Below are 14886 nucleotides of genomic sequence, written 5' to 3'. Positions count from 1 at the left end.
TACGCTCCCAACCCCGTACTAACGACTTCCGCTGGAGAGCCGTCTGGACTAGGCCGGAAAGAGGCCGGAACAGGGCGAGGGACGCCGTTAGAGCTTCACGTTCGCCAACACTGCGCCCGAGGGCTGTTCTGCGCCGGCGGCAACTTCCTCGGTAACGAGGATGGAGGCGGTACCGCCTGGCAACGGCATCCACACGTCGTCGTGGGGTTCTTGGCCGATGACGCCGGCGGATTCCATCGCCCCGTCGTCCATGACGGCCCAGACTTGGGCACCCATGCCGTCGGCAAGCGCGGGTTGACCGTTGACCATGGCGCCGCCTTTACCCATGTCAGAACTGAGCACGATATCTAGGGTTGCACCCATTGCATCTGCCTGCCCCTGGCGAGCATCGTCGGCATCCATGACGGCGTGCATCTCGCTGATGCCCTGAGCCGTCGCAGATTCAGTGGGAGCTTCTGACGGGGCGCTTCCGTTGTACTGGGTGATCACGACACCAGAACCGGCGACAAGGAGCACCGCTGCTGCTACTGCGGCGAAACGTCGGCCCGAACGATTTCTCCTGGCGGAGGAAAGGTCGGTGACCTGCTCGGTGTCGTCGATACGCGCCATGATCGCGCTCTTGAGATCCGGCGGCGGCGTGACTGGCGAGGCCGCAGAATTGAAAAGGTCCTCGAAATCCTTATCCATCACAGGCCTCCTTTCAATGTCACGGCCTTGCGCAACTTCTGCAGGCCATCGCGCACACGCGTCTTAGCAGTGCCGAGCGCAACACCTGTCGCATCGGCGATTTCCTGGTGGGTGTACTCCCCGAAGTATGCCAACATGAGCGCACTGCGGTGGGGTTCCCCGATCGAATCAATGAGTTCCTGAAGTTCCTGCGATTCTAGTCTGTGTTGCGCTTCGTCCTCCGCGGGAACAACCCAGGTGGTGAGCTGCTTATGGAAGTCCTCTGTGTCACGAGCCTGCGCACTACGCCAACTCCGCAGCCGGTCGATAGAACGCGATTTGGTAAGACGAAGCACCCACGACTTCACACTTCCCCGGGCTGGGTCGAATGTGTGGGCTTTCTGCCATACCTCCACGAACACCTCTTGGGTGATCTCTTCCGCCTGGGCTCGGTCGCGCAAAATGTGTGTGGCGAGACCAAGAACCTGGGACGCTAGGGCATCGTAAAGATCGGCGAAAGCGGCCTTGTCACCCGCGCGCACGCCGTCTAACAGACTGTCCAGATCCACAGGTTCCAAATCTAACACCTGCGGCACGAGTTACTTAGACTCTTCCGTCATCTTCTCTTCGCTCATCATCGCGGACGACGGCGTCATGGAGCCGTCCATCTTGTTATCCATCTTGTCTTCAGAGTCGTTGCAGGCGACAAGCCCAACTGCGGTGATCGCAATAGCACTGACGGCGGCGATGGTGCGGTTGATAGACATGGTGTCTCCTTCGTTGTGTCGGTGTCGCGGGCGCAGGTTTCTGGCCCGTCATGAACTACTACGGAGCGCCCTATGACAGCGGATTGGAGCAATCCGAAAAAGTAGGTCGCTCCGTAGTTCTGGGTGTCAGGAATGAGGTGACAACGTAAGGAGAGATCGATGCTCAGTGTTGTTCTTGTGGGGTTCATTGGAGGGGTGATCACGGCGCTGTCGCCGTGTATTTTGCCGGTGCTGCCGGTGGTGCTCGGTGTCAGTGTTGGCCGTAAGCCGTCGCATGTAGTTGCTGGTTTGACCATTAGTTTTGCGGTGATTGCGCTGTTGGGTTCGCTGTTGCTGAACGCGCTGCATTTGCCGCCGTCGGTGTTGCGGTGGACGGGGATTGTTCTGTTGTGTCTCGTTGGTTTGGGCATGATTTTCCCGAAGGTGGGAGACGTTGTGCAGAAGCCTTTCGACGCGATCCCGCGCCCCTACCAACTTCAACAGAATGCGCGGGAGAAGGGTGGTTTTGTTATCGGGTTGGCGCTCGGCGCGGTGTACGTTCCGTGTGCTGGTCCGGTGCTTGCTGCGGTGACGGTTGCGGGGAGTACGGGTGAGATTGGGTGGAATACGGTGCTGCTCACTGTGGCTTTCGCGTTGGGATCCGCGCTGCCGTTGTTTGTCTTCACACTCGCGGGCAACAAAGTCGGTGAGAAGGTTGATGTGGTCCAGCGTCATCGGCGCGCGATTGGTGTGGTCGTGCTCGTGTTCACGCTCGCGCTTGCGCTCGATGCGCCGGCGGCGATTCAGCGAGCGTTGCCGAATTGGACGTCGGGTTTGTCGCAGCGTTTTGAGAACTCCGACTTTGCTACGAATGCGCTGGGCACAGGCGAGCTCAATGCTTGTCGACGATCCGACCCCACCGCCCTCCACGACTGCGGTCCGGCCCCCGAATTTGCAGGGCTGGAGAACTGGATCAACACTGACCGGCCGCCGAGCCCGCAGGACGGCGGGGTAATGCTCGTCGACTTTTGGGCCTACGCCTGCATTAACTGTCAGCGGGCGGGCGAGCACATCACCAAGCTTTACGACGCCTACCGCGATGCCGGCCTCACCGTCGTCGGGATCCACTCCCCCGAGTACGGCTTCGAACATGACCTAGGCAACGTGAGGGCCGCCGTAGAAAAGGAAGGCATCCACTACCCCGTGGCTCAGGACAATTCGTTTGCCACCTGGAAGAACTTCAACAACCGCTATTGGCCGGCGCGATACCTCATTGATCAAAACGGCAACGTCCGCCAGATCGTGGAAGGCGAAGGCTCATACGCTGAGACCGAGCAGCTCATTCGGGAATTGCTGCGAGAAAAGAATCCAGGAGTGGTGCTGCCGGAGGTCATCGAAAAGCAGAGTAATGAGTCTGGCACCAAGGACCGTAACCCAGAGACCTACCTGGGTACGGCTCGCGCGAAGTACACGTTGCAGCCGGGTTACTCCGACGGCCCGCACGACTTCAGCGAGCAGCCCGCACCGGAGCGCTACATGTACGCGCTGTCCGGGAAGTGGACGCTGGGGCCAGAATCCGTCGAAACGGATGGTGGGTACATGGACATCAACGTCTATGCCTCTTGGGTGCAGCTGGTGGTGTCGGGCAAGGGCAAAGTCGATGTGGAGTACCCGGACGGCTCCACTCGGACCTTTGATGTCGCCGATGGCACCTTGGACCTCGTGAAAGGCGACACACCCCTGGACGGGGTGTTGCGCATCCGTCCTTCGGCGGGCGTGAAGCTGTATTCGCTGACCTTTGGGTAGCCGTCGCCCGCGCCTCCCCTGCGCGACCCCGCCCCCTACGGGAGGCGGAACCCACCATTCACGGACGGCAGGACCGAGTCCAGGCGCGCGGAGGCGGTCGGCGCGTGGATCGGGCCTTGCAGCGGGCTGTGGCACGCGATGTCGAATGGCGCGCGCCAGGTGCCGCCGTTGACCATGGCGATGACGCGGTCGCCGACCATGAGTGGGGCGCCGGAGTCGCCTTGCATGGCACAGACGTGGTTGACGTTGTGGGTGTCCCAGTCGGTGAAAGTGGGTGCGCAGGTGTAGCCGGAGGCGACGCCTTTCTTGCACACGGTGCCGCCGGGGCGGACGGGGGCGCCGCCGACGTGGTTGGCGGTGATGCCGTCGTAGGAGCGGGTGACTTCGGTGTTTTTGTCCAGGGTGATCACGGCGAAGTCTTTTTGTTTGTCTACCTGGGTGATTGTGCCGGTGGTGCCGAGTTGGGGTGCGTCGGCGGATTTGACCTTGTCGCCAACGTTGCCGCAGTGGCCGGCGGTGAGGGCGACTTTTTGGCCGCGATCGTTGTAGCCGGCGACGGTGGTGGTGCACATGAATTCGGAGCCGGGGGTGTTGCCGACGTAGAGCGGGGTGCCGGGTCCGTAGAGGGCGTTGCCGCGTGCGCGGGCTTGGTCGGCTTCGGCGGGGACGCGGGGGGCGTCGTGGAAGGATCCGGGGACGCGGTGGAGGACGCGGTCGGCGCCGGGTTTGCCGGCGAGGGCTTTGGAGATGATGTCGGTGCGCCAGATGTAGTTGGGGTCGGCGGTGTCGACGGGCGCTGCGTTTTGTGCCATCGCGGGTGCGGCGTCTGCGCTAAGAGCAGGCGTGACGACGAGAGCGAGGGCGGAGACGGCGGCAGCGACAATGGTGCGGGCCGATGGGAGGCGGCGCATACTTATCCCCTATCAGTGTTTCGAAGGCGCGTGAAGACAACTTTTGCCACAGTAATCACTTGGGCAACATTGGCACCATTCAACCATACGAAGACCCACCCGGGGGTGCTTTAGGGCACGTAAGGTAGGCGCATGGCTGACTTACCGAAACTCACTGGACGCCTCGCTGGTTTCGAGGACACGATCGACAAGACACGCGACAAGCGCGAAGACCTTTACAAGTGGTTCCACCAGAACCCGGAGTTGTCGATGCAGGAGTTTGCTACCTCGCAACGCATTGAGGAGGTACTCACCGCGATCGGTTACACCGTCACGGCGGTGGGCAAGACGGGCAAGGTCGGCGTGCTGAAAAACGGCGAGGGTCCGGTGGTGTGCTTCCGCGCGGATTTCGATGCCCTGCCGATCAGCGAGGCGACCGGCCTGGAGTACTCGGCGGACCCCGCGCTGAACCGGATGCATGCGTGTGGCCACGACATGCACACGACTGCTCTGTTGGGTGCGGCGGAGGCGTTGGCGCAGCACAAGGACCTGTGGTCGGGCACGTTTATCGCCCTGTTCCAGCCGGGCGAGGAAACCGGCGCGGGCGCGGTGGATATGGCGCAGGCGGGTTTGGCGGAGAAGATCGTAAAGCCAGATGTGGTGTTGGGCCAGCATGTCGGCCCGTGGATCGACGATTACGGCGTCGGCGCGCTGTCCGGCCCGGTGTTTTCCACGTGCGTGCAGACCAAGATCACGATCTTCGGCCGCGGCTCGCATGGTTCGATGCCGCAGCATGGCATCGACCCGGTGGTGCTTGCGGCGAAGGTGATCATGAGCCTGCAGACGATCATCTCTCGAAACATCGATCCGCAGGAGATGGGCGTGGTCACGGTCGGCGCGGTCCACGGCGGCGATTCGCCGAACACCATCCCGGATTCAGTGGAGCTCAAGGTGTCTACGCGCGCGTTTACTCAGGAAGTTTCGGACAAGCTTAACGGCGACATCAAGCGCATCGTCCAAGGAGAATGCGCCATTGCGGGTTGTGACCGGGAGCCCACCTTCGAGGTCATCGGCGGCGCGCCGGTGTTTAGTAACCACGAGGAGCCGACGGAGAAGGTCATGGCGGTGTTCCGCGAGCAGTTTGGTAAGCGCGCGGGCAACTTCGGCCGGTTGTCGGGTTCGGAGGACTTCCCCACCATCGCCGAAGCCTGGGGCGTGCCGTACTTCTACTGGGCGGTAGGCAGCAAGAAGGAAATGGAGGGCGCCCCGGCAAACCACTCGCCGCTGTTCGCGCCGGATCTGGACCCGGTGCTGGATCATTCGACGCGCACGATCTTGGCGGCGGTGTCGCCGTGGCTGATGCCGTAGCGAACATGTCGCGGTAGCCGTGTAGGTTGAGCCGCATGAATTCGCATGCGACCCCGCACCCGAACCAGCAACCCGCGCAACCTCAGCAACCGGCGCAACCTCAGCAACCGGCGCAAACCCAAAAGCAGCGCCTGATCGTGCCTGACCTGGCGCGCGGCACCGCACTGCTTGGCATCGCGATGGCCAATGTGGCGCAGACGTGGATCACGAATGATTGGTCGGAGGATCAGTCGCGTGCGGGCTGGTCGGTCGGTGGCGTGCGCCCGGACAGCATCATCGACCAGGTCAGCGCTGTGTTCGCGGCGATGTTTATTCACGTGCGCGGGCTGCCGATGTTCTCCACCCTGTTGGGGTTTGGCTTCGGTCTGGTGGCGGCCAGTCTCTACCGCAAGCACTATCCGTTGAAGGATGCGCGGCGGGTGTTGGTTCGTCGATACGCAGTGCTCGCATTGTTTGGCCTGGCGCACATGCTTGGCCTGTTTTATGGCGACATCATGCTCACGTATGGCCTGGTGGGCATCTTGTTGGCGTGGGGGTTGTCGTGGTCGACGAAGACGTTGCGCATTGTGGCGTATTCGATTCTGGGCCTGTTCACCACGTTCGGGGTGTTAGGTGGCGTCTCGGCGTTTTTCTTCAATTCTTCGGAGGCGATCATACAGCCGGATCCGACGATCACGTTTGATACGCCAGCGGCATATTTCTCCTCAAACCTGCAGATGGCGGTGGGCATGTTGGCCATGCAGCCGTTTGCTGTGGTGCAGTTGTGGGCGTTGGCGATTATTGGGTTTGTGTGGGCGCGGGAGCGGGTGCTTGTCGACGTCACCACGCACCGCAAAACCCTCATCACCTGGACCGTTATCGCCGCGGTGATCATCGTCGGCATCGGCCTGCCGTGGGGTTTGGCGGCCGCGGGTGTGCTGCCGGCACAGTGGGAGCTGCCGCTGTTCATCCTGAACCAGGCGCTGGGCTACCTCACGGGCCCGGGCATCCTGGCGGCACTTGCGTTGGCCACGCACCGGCTGAACAACGACGTGCCGGGGTGGGCGCGGGCGTTCGTGGCGTTGGGTAAGCGTTCCATGTCGGGGTATCTGGCGCAGTCGGTGCTGTTCATCTTGCTGTGCACCCCGGCGTTTCTGGGTATCGGTCTGGACACCACGGTGACCGGCAAGCTAGGCATTGGCCTGCTGGTGTGGGCGATCACGCTGGCGCTCGCGGTGCTGCTGGAGCGCGCCGGCAAGCAGGGTCCGTTTGAGTGGGCGCACCGCCACCTCTCGTATGGCAAGACAGGAAGGATTGAGCCGAAGAATGATCAGGTTTCTATCGCTGGATGAGATGACGCCGCGTCAGGTCCACCAGTTGTACAAGTTGCGGGTGGATACGTTCGTGGCGGAGCAGCAGTGCCCGTACGCGGAGATCGATGATCAGGACTCCAACCCCGAAACGAAGCACATTCTTGCTTTGCTTGACGACGACACCCTCGCCGGCTGCGCCCGCGTCTTCCCCACCGAGACGGGATCGCGCTTTGGGCGTTTCGTGGTCCACCCCGACCACCGCGGCTCTGGCCTTGGCCCGGAGATCGTGCGCGCGGGTATCGAGTACACGGAGCGCTTCCCCGGGGATTTGGTCATCGAGGCGCAGGCCGGCCTTGTCGGCTACTACGAGCAGTTCGGGCTGGTGGCCGAGGGTGAGGAATTCCTGGATACAGGAGTTCCCCACCGCAAGATGCGGATCAAGCGCTAGTTCTGGCGCTAGGCCAAGCGCTAGTCCTGGCGGCGTTCGTCGACAATAGTGTCGCGGTCGCCGCGCTCGAGTTTGAAGCCTTCGGGGAACTTCCAGGAATCGTCCTCGGCGTCGTATTCGAGTTCGGGGCGCTCCACCTCGTTGCCTTGCGCGTCGTAGCCCGGCGCGGGTTTGTTTTCGCCTTCTTCGAGTTTCTCTGCGGTGTCGGTCTTCTCCCAGGTGCGGGAGCGGGTCTTGCGGGCGGCGGCGGAGTCGTCGCTCATGGCCTTGATCAGGGAGTACATCATGACGAAGTACATGAAGAAGAACGGCAGGGCGATGATGATCACGACTTGTTGGAGGGCGTTGATGCCGGAGTCGTTGATAAACAGCAGCGCGCCGGTGACCAGGCCGACGGCGACCACCCAGCCGACGCGGTAGTAGGTGGGTGATTTGTTTTCCTCGCCGGAGGCGAACATGTCCATCACCAGGGCGGCGGAGTCCATGGATGTGACGAAGTAGAACACGATCACGATCAGGGCGACGGTGCCGGTGATGGTGTACAGGGGGTAGTCCGCAAGCAGGGTGAACAGTGCTTGTGGGGTGTCGCCGTCTTCCACCACGGGTTTGGTCAACACGCCGGGGTTGCGTTCTTCCATGTCGATGGCTGCGCGACCGAAGATGGAAAACCACACCAGGTCGAACGCCGTGGGCAGCAGCAGGGTGCCGCCGATGAATTCGCGGACGGTGCGGCCGCGGGAGATGCGGGCGAAGAACATGCCCACGAATGGCGACCAACAGATGGTCCACGCCCAGTAGAAGGCGGTCCAGGTGGCGTGCCAGCCGGGATTGTCGTTGTAGGAGTCGACCCAGAACATCAGCTCGGGCAGGGATTGGGCGTAGATGCCGAAGGATTCGGTGATCTGGCCGAGCAGTTTCAGGGTGGGGCCGGTGAGCAGCACGAAGAGCATCAGGGCAATGGTGCCGGCGATGTTGAGGTTGGACAGGATTTTCACGCCTTTGTCCAGGCCGGTTGCCACGGAGATGGAGGCGGCGATGGTGATGCCGCAGATGATCGCGATCTGCACCGGGGTGACCAGGGGCACGTCCCAGAGGATGTTCATGCCGGCGGAAATCTGCAGTACGCCCAGGCCGACGGAGACGGCGAGGCCGAAGACGGTGCCGATGATGCCCAGGGCGTCGAGAAGTTTGCCGGGCGCTTCGTACACGCGGCGGCCGAGCAGTGGCGCGAACATGGAGGACATTCGCGCGGGCATTTTGCGCTTATAGACGAAGTACCCCACCGCCAGACCAGGCAACGTGAAAATGACCCACATGTGGATGCCGAAGTGGTAGTAGGTGAACTCGAACGCCTGGATGATCGCGTCGCGGCTCATGGATTCGTAGCCGCCACGTGGCGGGTTGAAGGCGTGGTTCAGCGGCTCGGCAGCACCCCAGAACAGCAGCGTTGCGCCCATGCCGGCGGCAAAGAGCATGCCGAACCAGACGGGGTATGAGTATTCGGGTTCATCGTCGTCGTCGCCAAGCCGCAGGTTGCCGTAGCGGGAGACGAACACGCAGATCAAAAAGACCAGCGTGGCAGAGATACCGCCGACGTAGAGCCAGGTGAAGTGGTCCATCAGCCAGCCGGAGACGGCGGCGTAGGACTCGCGGGCGGTGTCGCCGAACGCGATCGTTCCCGCGACGAAGACGAGGATGAACCCCAAGGCGGAGAAGAAAATCAAGGGGTCTGAGTGGAGACGGCGTGGTCGCGCCATAAGGGGTGTTCCTAACTTGTGGGAAACAACTGCATTAACGTGGGCAACCAGCGTACTTAAGTGCTACGATTCGTCCCGCTATGAATACCCAAGAACCCGCCCCTACCAGGGCAGCTGTTGATGAACAAAAACTTTTAGAGCGCTTCATGTGGCTCTCCATCGGCGCTGCCATTGTCACGATTGTGCTGAAGGCAACCGCGGCGTGGGTGACGGGTTCTGTGGGTTTCTTATCGGACGCGTTGGAGTCCGGGATCAACCTCGTCGCAGCCGCCGTGGGCCTGTGGGCGCTGAAGCTTTCAGCCAAGCCGGCGGACGACAACCACAACTTCGGCCACTCCCGCGCCGAGTACTTCTCCGCCCAGGTGGAGGGCACACTCATCCTGATCGCCTCTATGGTGATCATTTATACGGCGGTGGATCGCCTGATCAACCCGGTACCGGTGCAGCAGCTCGGCATCGGCCTGGCGTTCTCTATCGTGGCCACGCTGTTGAACCTCGGCGTGGGTGTCGCGCTCATCCGTGCGGGTAAGAAGTACCGCTCCACCACCCTGAACGCGGACGGGCACCACTTGCTCACGGACGTGTGGACCACGGTGGGTGTCATCGTGGGCATGGCCCTGGTGTGGCTGACTGGCTGGCAGCCGCTCGACCCGATTGTGGCGCTGCTGGTTGGTCTGAACATCTTGTTCACCGGCTACACGTTGCTCAAGGGTGCGATCCTGGGGTTGTTGTCGCACACGCTGCCCGAGGATGAGCAGGAGGTTGTCCAGAACTTCCTGGACGCCTACGCCAAGGACAACGGCGTGACGTTCACGTCCGTGCGTACGGCGGAGGCTGGCCGCGACCGCTTGGTCAACTTGGTCATGCAGGTGCCCGGCGCGTGGACGGTGGATCACTCCCACGATCACGCGGATGCGGTGGAGGAAGGTATCGCCGCCGCGCTTGGTGGCGCGGAGACGATCGTGCACATCGAGCCACTAGGCCATCCGACGCGTACCGGCCCGCTGCAGATCTAAACCGCATAGGGTGTTGTGCATGGATTCGCAGCTTATGGGCAAACCCGAACTCGATTTGCGCTGTTACTTTGTCACCGGCCAGGGTGACGACATTGTGGAGCGCGCCCGCGCCGCCGCGGCTGGTGGCGCCGGGGTGGTGCAGGTGCGCTCAAAGCCGATTAGTGCGCGCGACCTGTACAACCTTGCCCGCGATGTGGCCGAGGCCGTGCACGAGGTGAACCCGAAGACGCAGGTGCTTATCGACGACCGCGTCGACGTCGCCTTAGCACTGCGCGACCACGGCATCGCTGGCGTGCACGTGGGCCAAGACGACCTGGACGTTAAGGTAGCGCGCGACCTGCTGGGCCCGGACGCGATCATCGGCCTGACCACGGGCACGATGGAGCTGGTTCAGGCCGCGAACGCGTACAAAGACGTGATCGATTACATCGGCTGCGGGCCTTTCCGCGACACACCGACGAAGGACTCGGGCCGGCCTCCCCTAGGCTTCGGCGGCTACCCGCCCCTGGTGGCGGCTGCCCAGGTGCCGCTGGTGGCCATCGGGGACGTGACGGTGGATGACGCGTACCACCTGGCGCTTGCCGGCGTGGACGGGTTGGCCATTGTTCGCGGCATCATGCACGCCGATAATTCCCAGGACTATTGCGAGCGCGTGGTCGCGGAGTTTGAAAGGGGCCAAACGGACCGGGCAAAAGCGCTACCCTGATCGCTGTGAATATCTCGGTTGTCGGTGCTGGCATCATCGGTCTGTCCACTGCGCTTACGTTGGCGGATCGCGGCCATGCGGTCACGGTGTACGACCCGGCGCCGGTGTCGGGGGCGTCGCATTATGCGGGTGGGATGCTCGCTCCTACCGCTGAAGTCGTCTATAAGCAAGACCCGCTCTTTCCGCTGATGGCGGCGTCTGCGGCGCTCTACCCGGATCTGATCAAGCTCACCGCGAAGTACTCGGATTTGCCCACGGGCTATCGCACGGAGGGCACGCTGGTGGTCGCGCGCGATGTTGCGGACAAGACGCACCTGACGGAACTCAGTGAGTACCAGGAAAAGCACGGCATGGCGGTGGAGAAGGTCACCACTCGGCAGGCGCGCGGTCTTGAGCCGGCGCTCTCCCCTGCCATTCACGGCGCGGTGCGGATTGCAGGTGACCACCAGGTGCAGCCGCGCTTGTTTACCAAGGCGCTCATGGATGCCTGCGCGAATGCCGGGGTGACCTTCAAGGCCAAGCGAGTGGACAACGTGGAGCAGTTGGACGGGGATCAGGTGGTCGTCGCTAATGGTCTGGGTGCTCGTGACCTTGTGCCGTTTCTGGATCTGCGCCCGGTGTACGGCGACGTGCTGCACGTGCGTGTGCCGGACCATCAGTACCCGCTGCTGAACCATGTGGTGCGCGGGTTTGTGGAGGACCGCCCGATCTACCTGATTCCGCGCGAGGACCACACGCTGACTATCGGCGCGACTACGCGCGAGGACGGCCGCAACCAGCCCCAGGTGCAGGGCGTTCACCAGCTGCTGCGGGATGCGATTGAGGTGGTGCCGGCGGTTGAGGAGTGCGATTTCCTCGAGGCCGGCGCCGGTGCGCGCCCGGGCACGCCGGATGATTTGCCGTACATCGGTCGTATTAACGAGCGCACCGTGGTGTCCACCGGTTACTTCCGGCACGGGATTCTGTTGGCGGCGTTGGGGGCTCGGTGTGGTGCTGGGGTCGTCGAAAAGCAAGAGCCATTCATAAACTTATCCGCATGTGACCCGAGGAGGCACGAATGCAACTAACGCTCAACGGTGAGAGGACCACCACCGAAGCCACGACTGTGCAGGAGTTGGTGGCAGAGGTCGGCGCGCCTGAGGCCGGCACCGCCGTGGCGGTGGACGGTGAGGTCGTGCCGCGCTCGCAGTGGGGGCAGGCGCTTATCGACGACGCAGAGGTGGACATCCTCACCGCCGTTCAAGGAGGCTAGACGTGCTTGAAATTGCTGGTCAGCGGTTTGAATCCCACCTGATTATGGGCACGGGTGGGGCGAGTTCCTTTGACATGCTGGAGCGCGCCCTGGTGGCAAGTGGAACGGAGATGACCACGGTGGCGATGCGCCGCCACTCCGCGACCACCGGCGCGGGCGAGAGCGTGTTTGACCTGCTCAAGCGCCTGAACATCCGTCCACTGCCGAACACCGCGGGATGCCGCACGGCGCGCGATGCGGTGATCACGGCGAAACTTGCGCGTGAGGCGCTCGGCACGGATTGGGTGAAACTGGAAGTCATCGCGGACGACCGCACACTTCTGCCCGATGTGGTGGAGACCGTCGACGCCTGCGAGATGCTCGTGGACGAGGGCTTTACGGTGCTGGCGTATACATCGGACGACCCGGTGGCCGCGAAGCGCCTGGAGGATCTCGGTGCTGCGGCGGTGATGCCGTTGGGCTCCCCGATTGGCACTGGACTTGGAATCCTCAACCCGCACAACATCGAGTTGATCTGCTCGCGTGCGCAGGTGCCGGTGCTTATCGACGCCGGCCTGGGCACCGCATCCGACGCCACCCTTGCCATGGAACTCGGGTGTTCCGGCGTGCTGCTCGCCAGCGCGGTGAACCGTTGCCAGGACCCGGTGGCCATGGCGCACGCGATGCGCCACGCGGTGGAGGCCGGCCGCCTCGCCCGCGCTGCTGGGCGCATCCCGAAGCGGGAGCACGCCGTGGCGTCCTCCACCTTCGACGGTTTGGCCAGCTGGGCCGACGAGGTGCTGTAGGGCCGTGCTGCCGGAAAACGAACTCAAGCGCACCGCGCGCCAGATGAACCTGCCCGGCTTCGGCCCGGCACAGCAGGAACGCCTGCACAACGCGCGCGTGCTGGTCATTGGCGCCGGTGGCCTCGGCTGCCCTGTCATGCAGACGCTCGCGGCAACCGGCTTGGGCAACATTACGGTCTGGGATGACGATACCGTGGACATCACCAACATCCACCGCCAGATCCTCTTCGGCGCCGAGGACGTCGGCCGCAGCAAGGTGGAGGTGGCCGCAGAGCGCCTGCGCGCGCTCCAGCCCGGCATCACTGTCACGCCGGTGAAGGATCGCCTGACCGCCGACAACTTCATCGAGGCCCTTGACGGCATCGACTTACTTATCGACGGCTCAGATACCTTTGCCACCAAATTCCTCGCCGCCGACGCCGCCGAAATCACCGGCACGCCGCTGCTGTGGGGTTCGGTGCTGCGCTACCGCGGCGACATCGCTCTGTGGCACTCCGGCCCCGGCGCGCCAGAGGGTGGCGTGGGCATGCGGGACCTCTACCCCACCCAGCCGGATGCGGATTCCGTGCCGGATTGCGCCACCGCGGGTGTGCTCGGGGTGACCACCTCCGTGGTCGGCTCGCTGATGTCCACCGAAGCCGTGAGGTTCCTCACGGGCATCGGCGAGGCGGAGATCGGCCGGCTGCACATGTACGACGCGCTGACCACCACCATCCGCCGCTTCACCGTCCCCCGCGACCCGGCGCGCCCACTGACCACGCGGTTGAGCACCTACACCGACGCCTGCACCGTGAGCACCGAGGGGCGATTGCTTTTCGACGACATCACTACCCGCAAAGCTCACGCCCTGGACATCCGTGAGCCCCACGAGCGGGCGATTGCGGACCTGCCGGTCAACTCCACTCACCTGCCGCTGAGCGAGATCGAGCACGACCCCGAGGCGGTTTCTCGCACACTGTCGCAGTACGCCGAGGGCGACGAGGTGGTGGTCTATTGCGCGGGTGGGGTGCGTTCTGAAAAATTTGTGAAAACCTATGCGGAACAGGCGAAACAGCATGGGATTGTGCTGAAATCGCTGCCAGGAGGCGTGCAACGCTGGGGATAGCCTGGAATACTTCTGTTATGCAGATCACACGTACAGCCCCAGTAACCGTCGCTGCCGTCGCGATCCTTACCGCCACCGCAGCCCTCGCCCCCACCGCCGCCGCACAAAACAACGTCGGTACCTACTCCAACCAGAACGGCAACGTGCGTTGCGAGTCCTACCAAGTCGGCGGCGAAACCAAAACCATTTGCGTCTCCGACACCGCCCGCAAAACCCAGCCGGAGTGCAACCCTCCAGAGCAGCTCATCCCCGCAGTGTCCATCAGCCGAGGCTTTACCGGCACCCACTGCTGGAACCAAGGCTTTGTGGGCCAGCCGAAGAAGCTCAACCCGCTGCAGGTGCAGCGCTTCGGCTCCGCGTTCATTGTCCCGGGCTTTACCGGTGAGCTCTACGTCTTCGACACCGCCAACATCGCGCTCGTGCGCGCAGGTTCCACGAACTCCGTGATCTGGAAGTTGCAGCGCTAACCACAAACCACACATCCGTTCGAGAATCCGCCTCCCGGTGTCGGAGGCGGATTTATAATGTCTCCTTGTCCGAACACAACCGAATAAGGAGGCGTTGTTGGGCGAACTGCTCAAAGCCGCAGTGGGGTGCATTGAAGCCCCGTCCCTATTTCCCCGAGAACTGAAAATTTTGATGCAGGTGGCGTTGCTTGCAGACGACACCACTGGCCCCACCCTCACCCCCACCGGCACCGTCCGCCAAGCAACAGCGGGCCGGGTGGAAAACTTCGGTGGGCCCCGCATGACCAACTGGCTGAAGCGCGACATCATCGATGCGACACTGCCCACCTTCACCGGCACGGGTTGGCTCCAGGAGGTCCCCGGCCCCGAAAACGACGGTGCTTACCAACTCAACCTGACACGGTTGAAGCGGCTTCTCGACGAGGCGGAGGCGCACCTTGCCACCGGCGAGCACGACCAGGAAGCGCTCGAGCAGGCGGATCGGGAACTGCCCGGCGACTTCGACACCGCGCCGGAAGATTTGGCCGAGCAGGTGGATCGGATCTTGGTCAGCAACCCGGCGCGGTAGGACGCCGGGTCGGG

17 protein-coding genes are annotated in these 14886 nt (G+C 63.1%); 12 read left to right on the top strand and 5 right to left on the bottom strand.

The features are described 5' to 3' along the window. Window positions 1-87 precede the first annotated feature (87 nt). From CCOY_RS03365 to CCOY_RS03355, 3 genes are read right to left on the bottom strand one after another with little or no spacing between them, the layout of a single operon-like run. On the bottom strand, window positions 88-687 hold the full coding sequence (locus CCOY_RS03365) for an anti-sigma factor (RefSeq protein ID WP_070828911.1): 600 nt from the start codon (window positions 685-687) through the stop codon (window positions 88-90). Next, window positions 687-1235, bottom strand: a complete 549-nt coding sequence (locus CCOY_RS03360) for a sigma-70 family RNA polymerase sigma factor (RefSeq protein ID WP_092102996.1) — start codon at window positions 1233-1235, stop codon at window positions 687-689. Before CCOY_RS03360 ends, CCOY_RS03365 begins: the two co-directional genes overlap by 1 nt. A gap of 30 nt (window positions 1236-1265) precedes the next feature. Continuing rightward, the gene (locus CCOY_RS03355) at window positions 1266-1433 is read right to left on the bottom strand and encodes a hypothetical protein (RefSeq protein WP_167594500.1); all 168 of its coding nucleotides are present in this window, start codon (window positions 1431-1433) and stop codon (window positions 1266-1268) included. Window positions 1434-1592: 159 nt separating this feature from the next. Between CCOY_RS03355 and CCOY_RS03350 the strand changes: the two genes are divergently transcribed. Further along, on the top strand, window positions 1593-3218 hold the full coding sequence (locus tag CCOY_RS03350) for a cytochrome c biogenesis protein CcdA (protein ID WP_092101680.1): 1626 nt from the start codon (window positions 1593-1595) through the stop codon (window positions 3216-3218). Window positions 3219-3253: 35 nt separating this feature from the next. On the opposite strand, the gene CCOY_RS03345 is transcribed toward CCOY_RS03350, so the two are convergent. After that, window positions 3254-4129, bottom strand: coding sequence for a chymotrypsin family serine protease (locus CCOY_RS03345; RefSeq protein ID WP_244268694.1), 876 nt, complete (start codon window positions 4127-4129; stop codon window positions 3254-3256). A 132-nt stretch (window positions 4130-4261) separates the two neighbouring features. On the opposite strand from CCOY_RS03345, the gene CCOY_RS03340 reads away from it, so the two are divergent. Genes CCOY_RS03340 through CCOY_RS03330 form a run of 3 tightly spaced genes read left to right on the top strand, consistent with a single transcriptional unit; the run spans window position 4262 to window position 7216 of the window. Further along, window positions 4262-5476 (top strand): amidohydrolase, encoded by a 1215-nt coding sequence (locus CCOY_RS03340; protein ID WP_092101677.1) that lies wholly within the window; start codon window positions 4262-4264, stop codon window positions 5474-5476. A gap of 35 nt (window positions 5477-5511) precedes the next feature. Further along, window positions 5512-6807 (top strand): DUF418 domain-containing protein, encoded by a 1296-nt coding sequence (locus CCOY_RS03335; RefSeq protein ID WP_092101674.1) that lies wholly within the window; start codon window positions 5512-5514, stop codon window positions 6805-6807. Then, on the top strand, window positions 6782-7216 hold the full coding sequence (locus CCOY_RS03330) for a GNAT family N-acetyltransferase (RefSeq protein ID WP_092101671.1): 435 nt from the start codon (window positions 6782-6784) through the stop codon (window positions 7214-7216). Before CCOY_RS03335 ends, CCOY_RS03330 begins: the two co-directional genes overlap by 26 nt. Before the next feature lie 20 nt (window positions 7217-7236). Here the strand turns inward: CCOY_RS03330 and CCOY_RS03325 are convergent, their stop codons facing one another. Beyond that, entirely contained in the window at window positions 7237-8973 is a 1737-nt protein-coding gene (locus CCOY_RS03325) for a BCCT family transporter (protein ID WP_092101668.1), read from the bottom strand. Window positions 8974-9053: 80 nt separating this feature from the next. Here CCOY_RS03325 and CCOY_RS03320 point away from each other — a divergent pair, with 80 nt between their 5' ends. From CCOY_RS03320 to CCOY_RS03285, 8 genes are all read left to right on the top strand, one after another. After that, window positions 9054-9989: a cation diffusion facilitator family transporter gene (locus CCOY_RS03320; RefSeq protein ID WP_092101665.1), complete on the top strand. Its 936-nt coding sequence runs from the start codon at window positions 9054-9056 to the stop codon at window positions 9987-9989. A gap of 34 nt (window positions 9990-10023) precedes the next feature. Continuing rightward, complete coding sequence (locus CCOY_RS03315) at window positions 10024-10695, top strand: thiamine phosphate synthase (protein ID WP_092101662.1); 672 nt, start codon at window positions 10024-10026, stop codon at window positions 10693-10695. Next, complete coding sequence (gene thiO / locus CCOY_RS03310; protein ID WP_092101659.1) at window positions 10695-11762, top strand: glycine oxidase ThiO; 1068 nt, start codon at window positions 10695-10697, stop codon at window positions 11760-11762. Before CCOY_RS03315 ends, thiO begins: the two co-directional genes overlap by 1 nt. Beyond that, window positions 11753-11947 (top strand): sulfur carrier protein ThiS, encoded by a 195-nt coding sequence (thiS, locus tag CCOY_RS03305; RefSeq protein ID WP_070452102.1) that lies wholly within the window; start codon window positions 11753-11755, stop codon window positions 11945-11947. Before thiO ends, thiS begins: the two co-directional genes overlap by 10 nt. Before the next feature lie 2 nt (window positions 11948-11949). Continuing rightward, window positions 11950-12732 (top strand): thiazole synthase, encoded by a 783-nt coding sequence (locus CCOY_RS03300; protein WP_092101656.1) that lies wholly within the window; start codon window positions 11950-11952, stop codon window positions 12730-12732. 4 nt (window positions 12733-12736) lie between these two features. Next, window positions 12737-13837 (top strand): ThiF family adenylyltransferase, encoded by a 1101-nt coding sequence (locus CCOY_RS03295; RefSeq protein WP_280137898.1) that lies wholly within the window; start codon window positions 12737-12739, stop codon window positions 13835-13837. 17 nt (window positions 13838-13854) lie between these two features. Beyond that, window positions 13855-14304, top strand: coding sequence for a hypothetical protein (locus CCOY_RS03290; protein WP_092101654.1), 450 nt, complete (start codon window positions 13855-13857; stop codon window positions 14302-14304). 97 nt (window positions 14305-14401) lie between these two features. Further along, complete coding sequence (locus CCOY_RS03285; protein WP_070452108.1) at window positions 14402-14872, top strand: hypothetical protein; 471 nt, start codon at window positions 14402-14404, stop codon at window positions 14870-14872. The last annotated feature ends 14 nt before the right edge of the window (window positions 14873-14886 follow it).

This window comes from Corynebacterium coyleae, from assembly GCF_030408635.1.
Taxonomy (GTDB): Bacteria; Actinomycetota; Actinomycetes; order Mycobacteriales; family Mycobacteriaceae; genus Corynebacterium; species Corynebacterium coyleae.
Note: the sequence above shows the minus strand (reverse complement) of the source record. Positions and strands in the feature narration are given on the sequence as shown.

Coding starts and splice junctions, on each gene's coding strand:
- CCOY_RS03350 (WP_092101680.1), top strand. CDS start 1,593: ATGCTCAGTGTTGTTCTTGTGGGGTTCATTGGAGGGGTGATCACGGCG.
- CCOY_RS03325 (WP_092101668.1), bottom strand. CDS start 8,973: ATGGCGCGACCACGCCGTCTCCACTCAGACCCCTTGATTTTCTTCTCC.
- CCOY_RS03365 (WP_070828911.1), bottom strand. CDS start 687: ATGGATAAGGATTTCGAGGACCTTTTCAATTCTGCGGCCTCGCCAGTC.
- CCOY_RS03290 (WP_092101654.1), top strand. CDS start 13,855: ATGCAGATCACACGTACAGCCCCAGTAACCGTCGCTGCCGTCGCGATC.
- thiS (WP_070452102.1), top strand. CDS start 11,753: ATGCAACTAACGCTCAACGGTGAGAGGACCACCACCGAAGCCACGACT.
- CCOY_RS03330 (WP_092101671.1), top strand. CDS start 6,782: ATGATCAGGTTTCTATCGCTGGATGAGATGACGCCGCGTCAGGTCCAC.
- CCOY_RS03320 (WP_092101665.1), top strand. CDS start 9,054: ATGAATACCCAAGAACCCGCCCCTACCAGGGCAGCTGTTGATGAACAA.
- CCOY_RS03315 (WP_092101662.1), top strand. CDS start 10,024: ATGGGCAAACCCGAACTCGATTTGCGCTGTTACTTTGTCACCGGCCAG.
- CCOY_RS03355 (WP_167594500.1), bottom strand. CDS start 1,433: ATGTCTATCAACCGCACCATCGCCGCCGTCAGTGCTATTGCGATCACC.
- CCOY_RS03345 (WP_244268694.1), bottom strand. CDS start 4,129: ATGCGCCGCCTCCCATCGGCCCGCACCATTGTCGCTGCCGCCGTCTCC.
- CCOY_RS03335 (WP_092101674.1), top strand. CDS start 5,512: ATGAATTCGCATGCGACCCCGCACCCGAACCAGCAACCCGCGCAACCT.
- CCOY_RS03340 (WP_092101677.1), top strand. CDS start 4,262: ATGGCTGACTTACCGAAACTCACTGGACGCCTCGCTGGTTTCGAGGAC.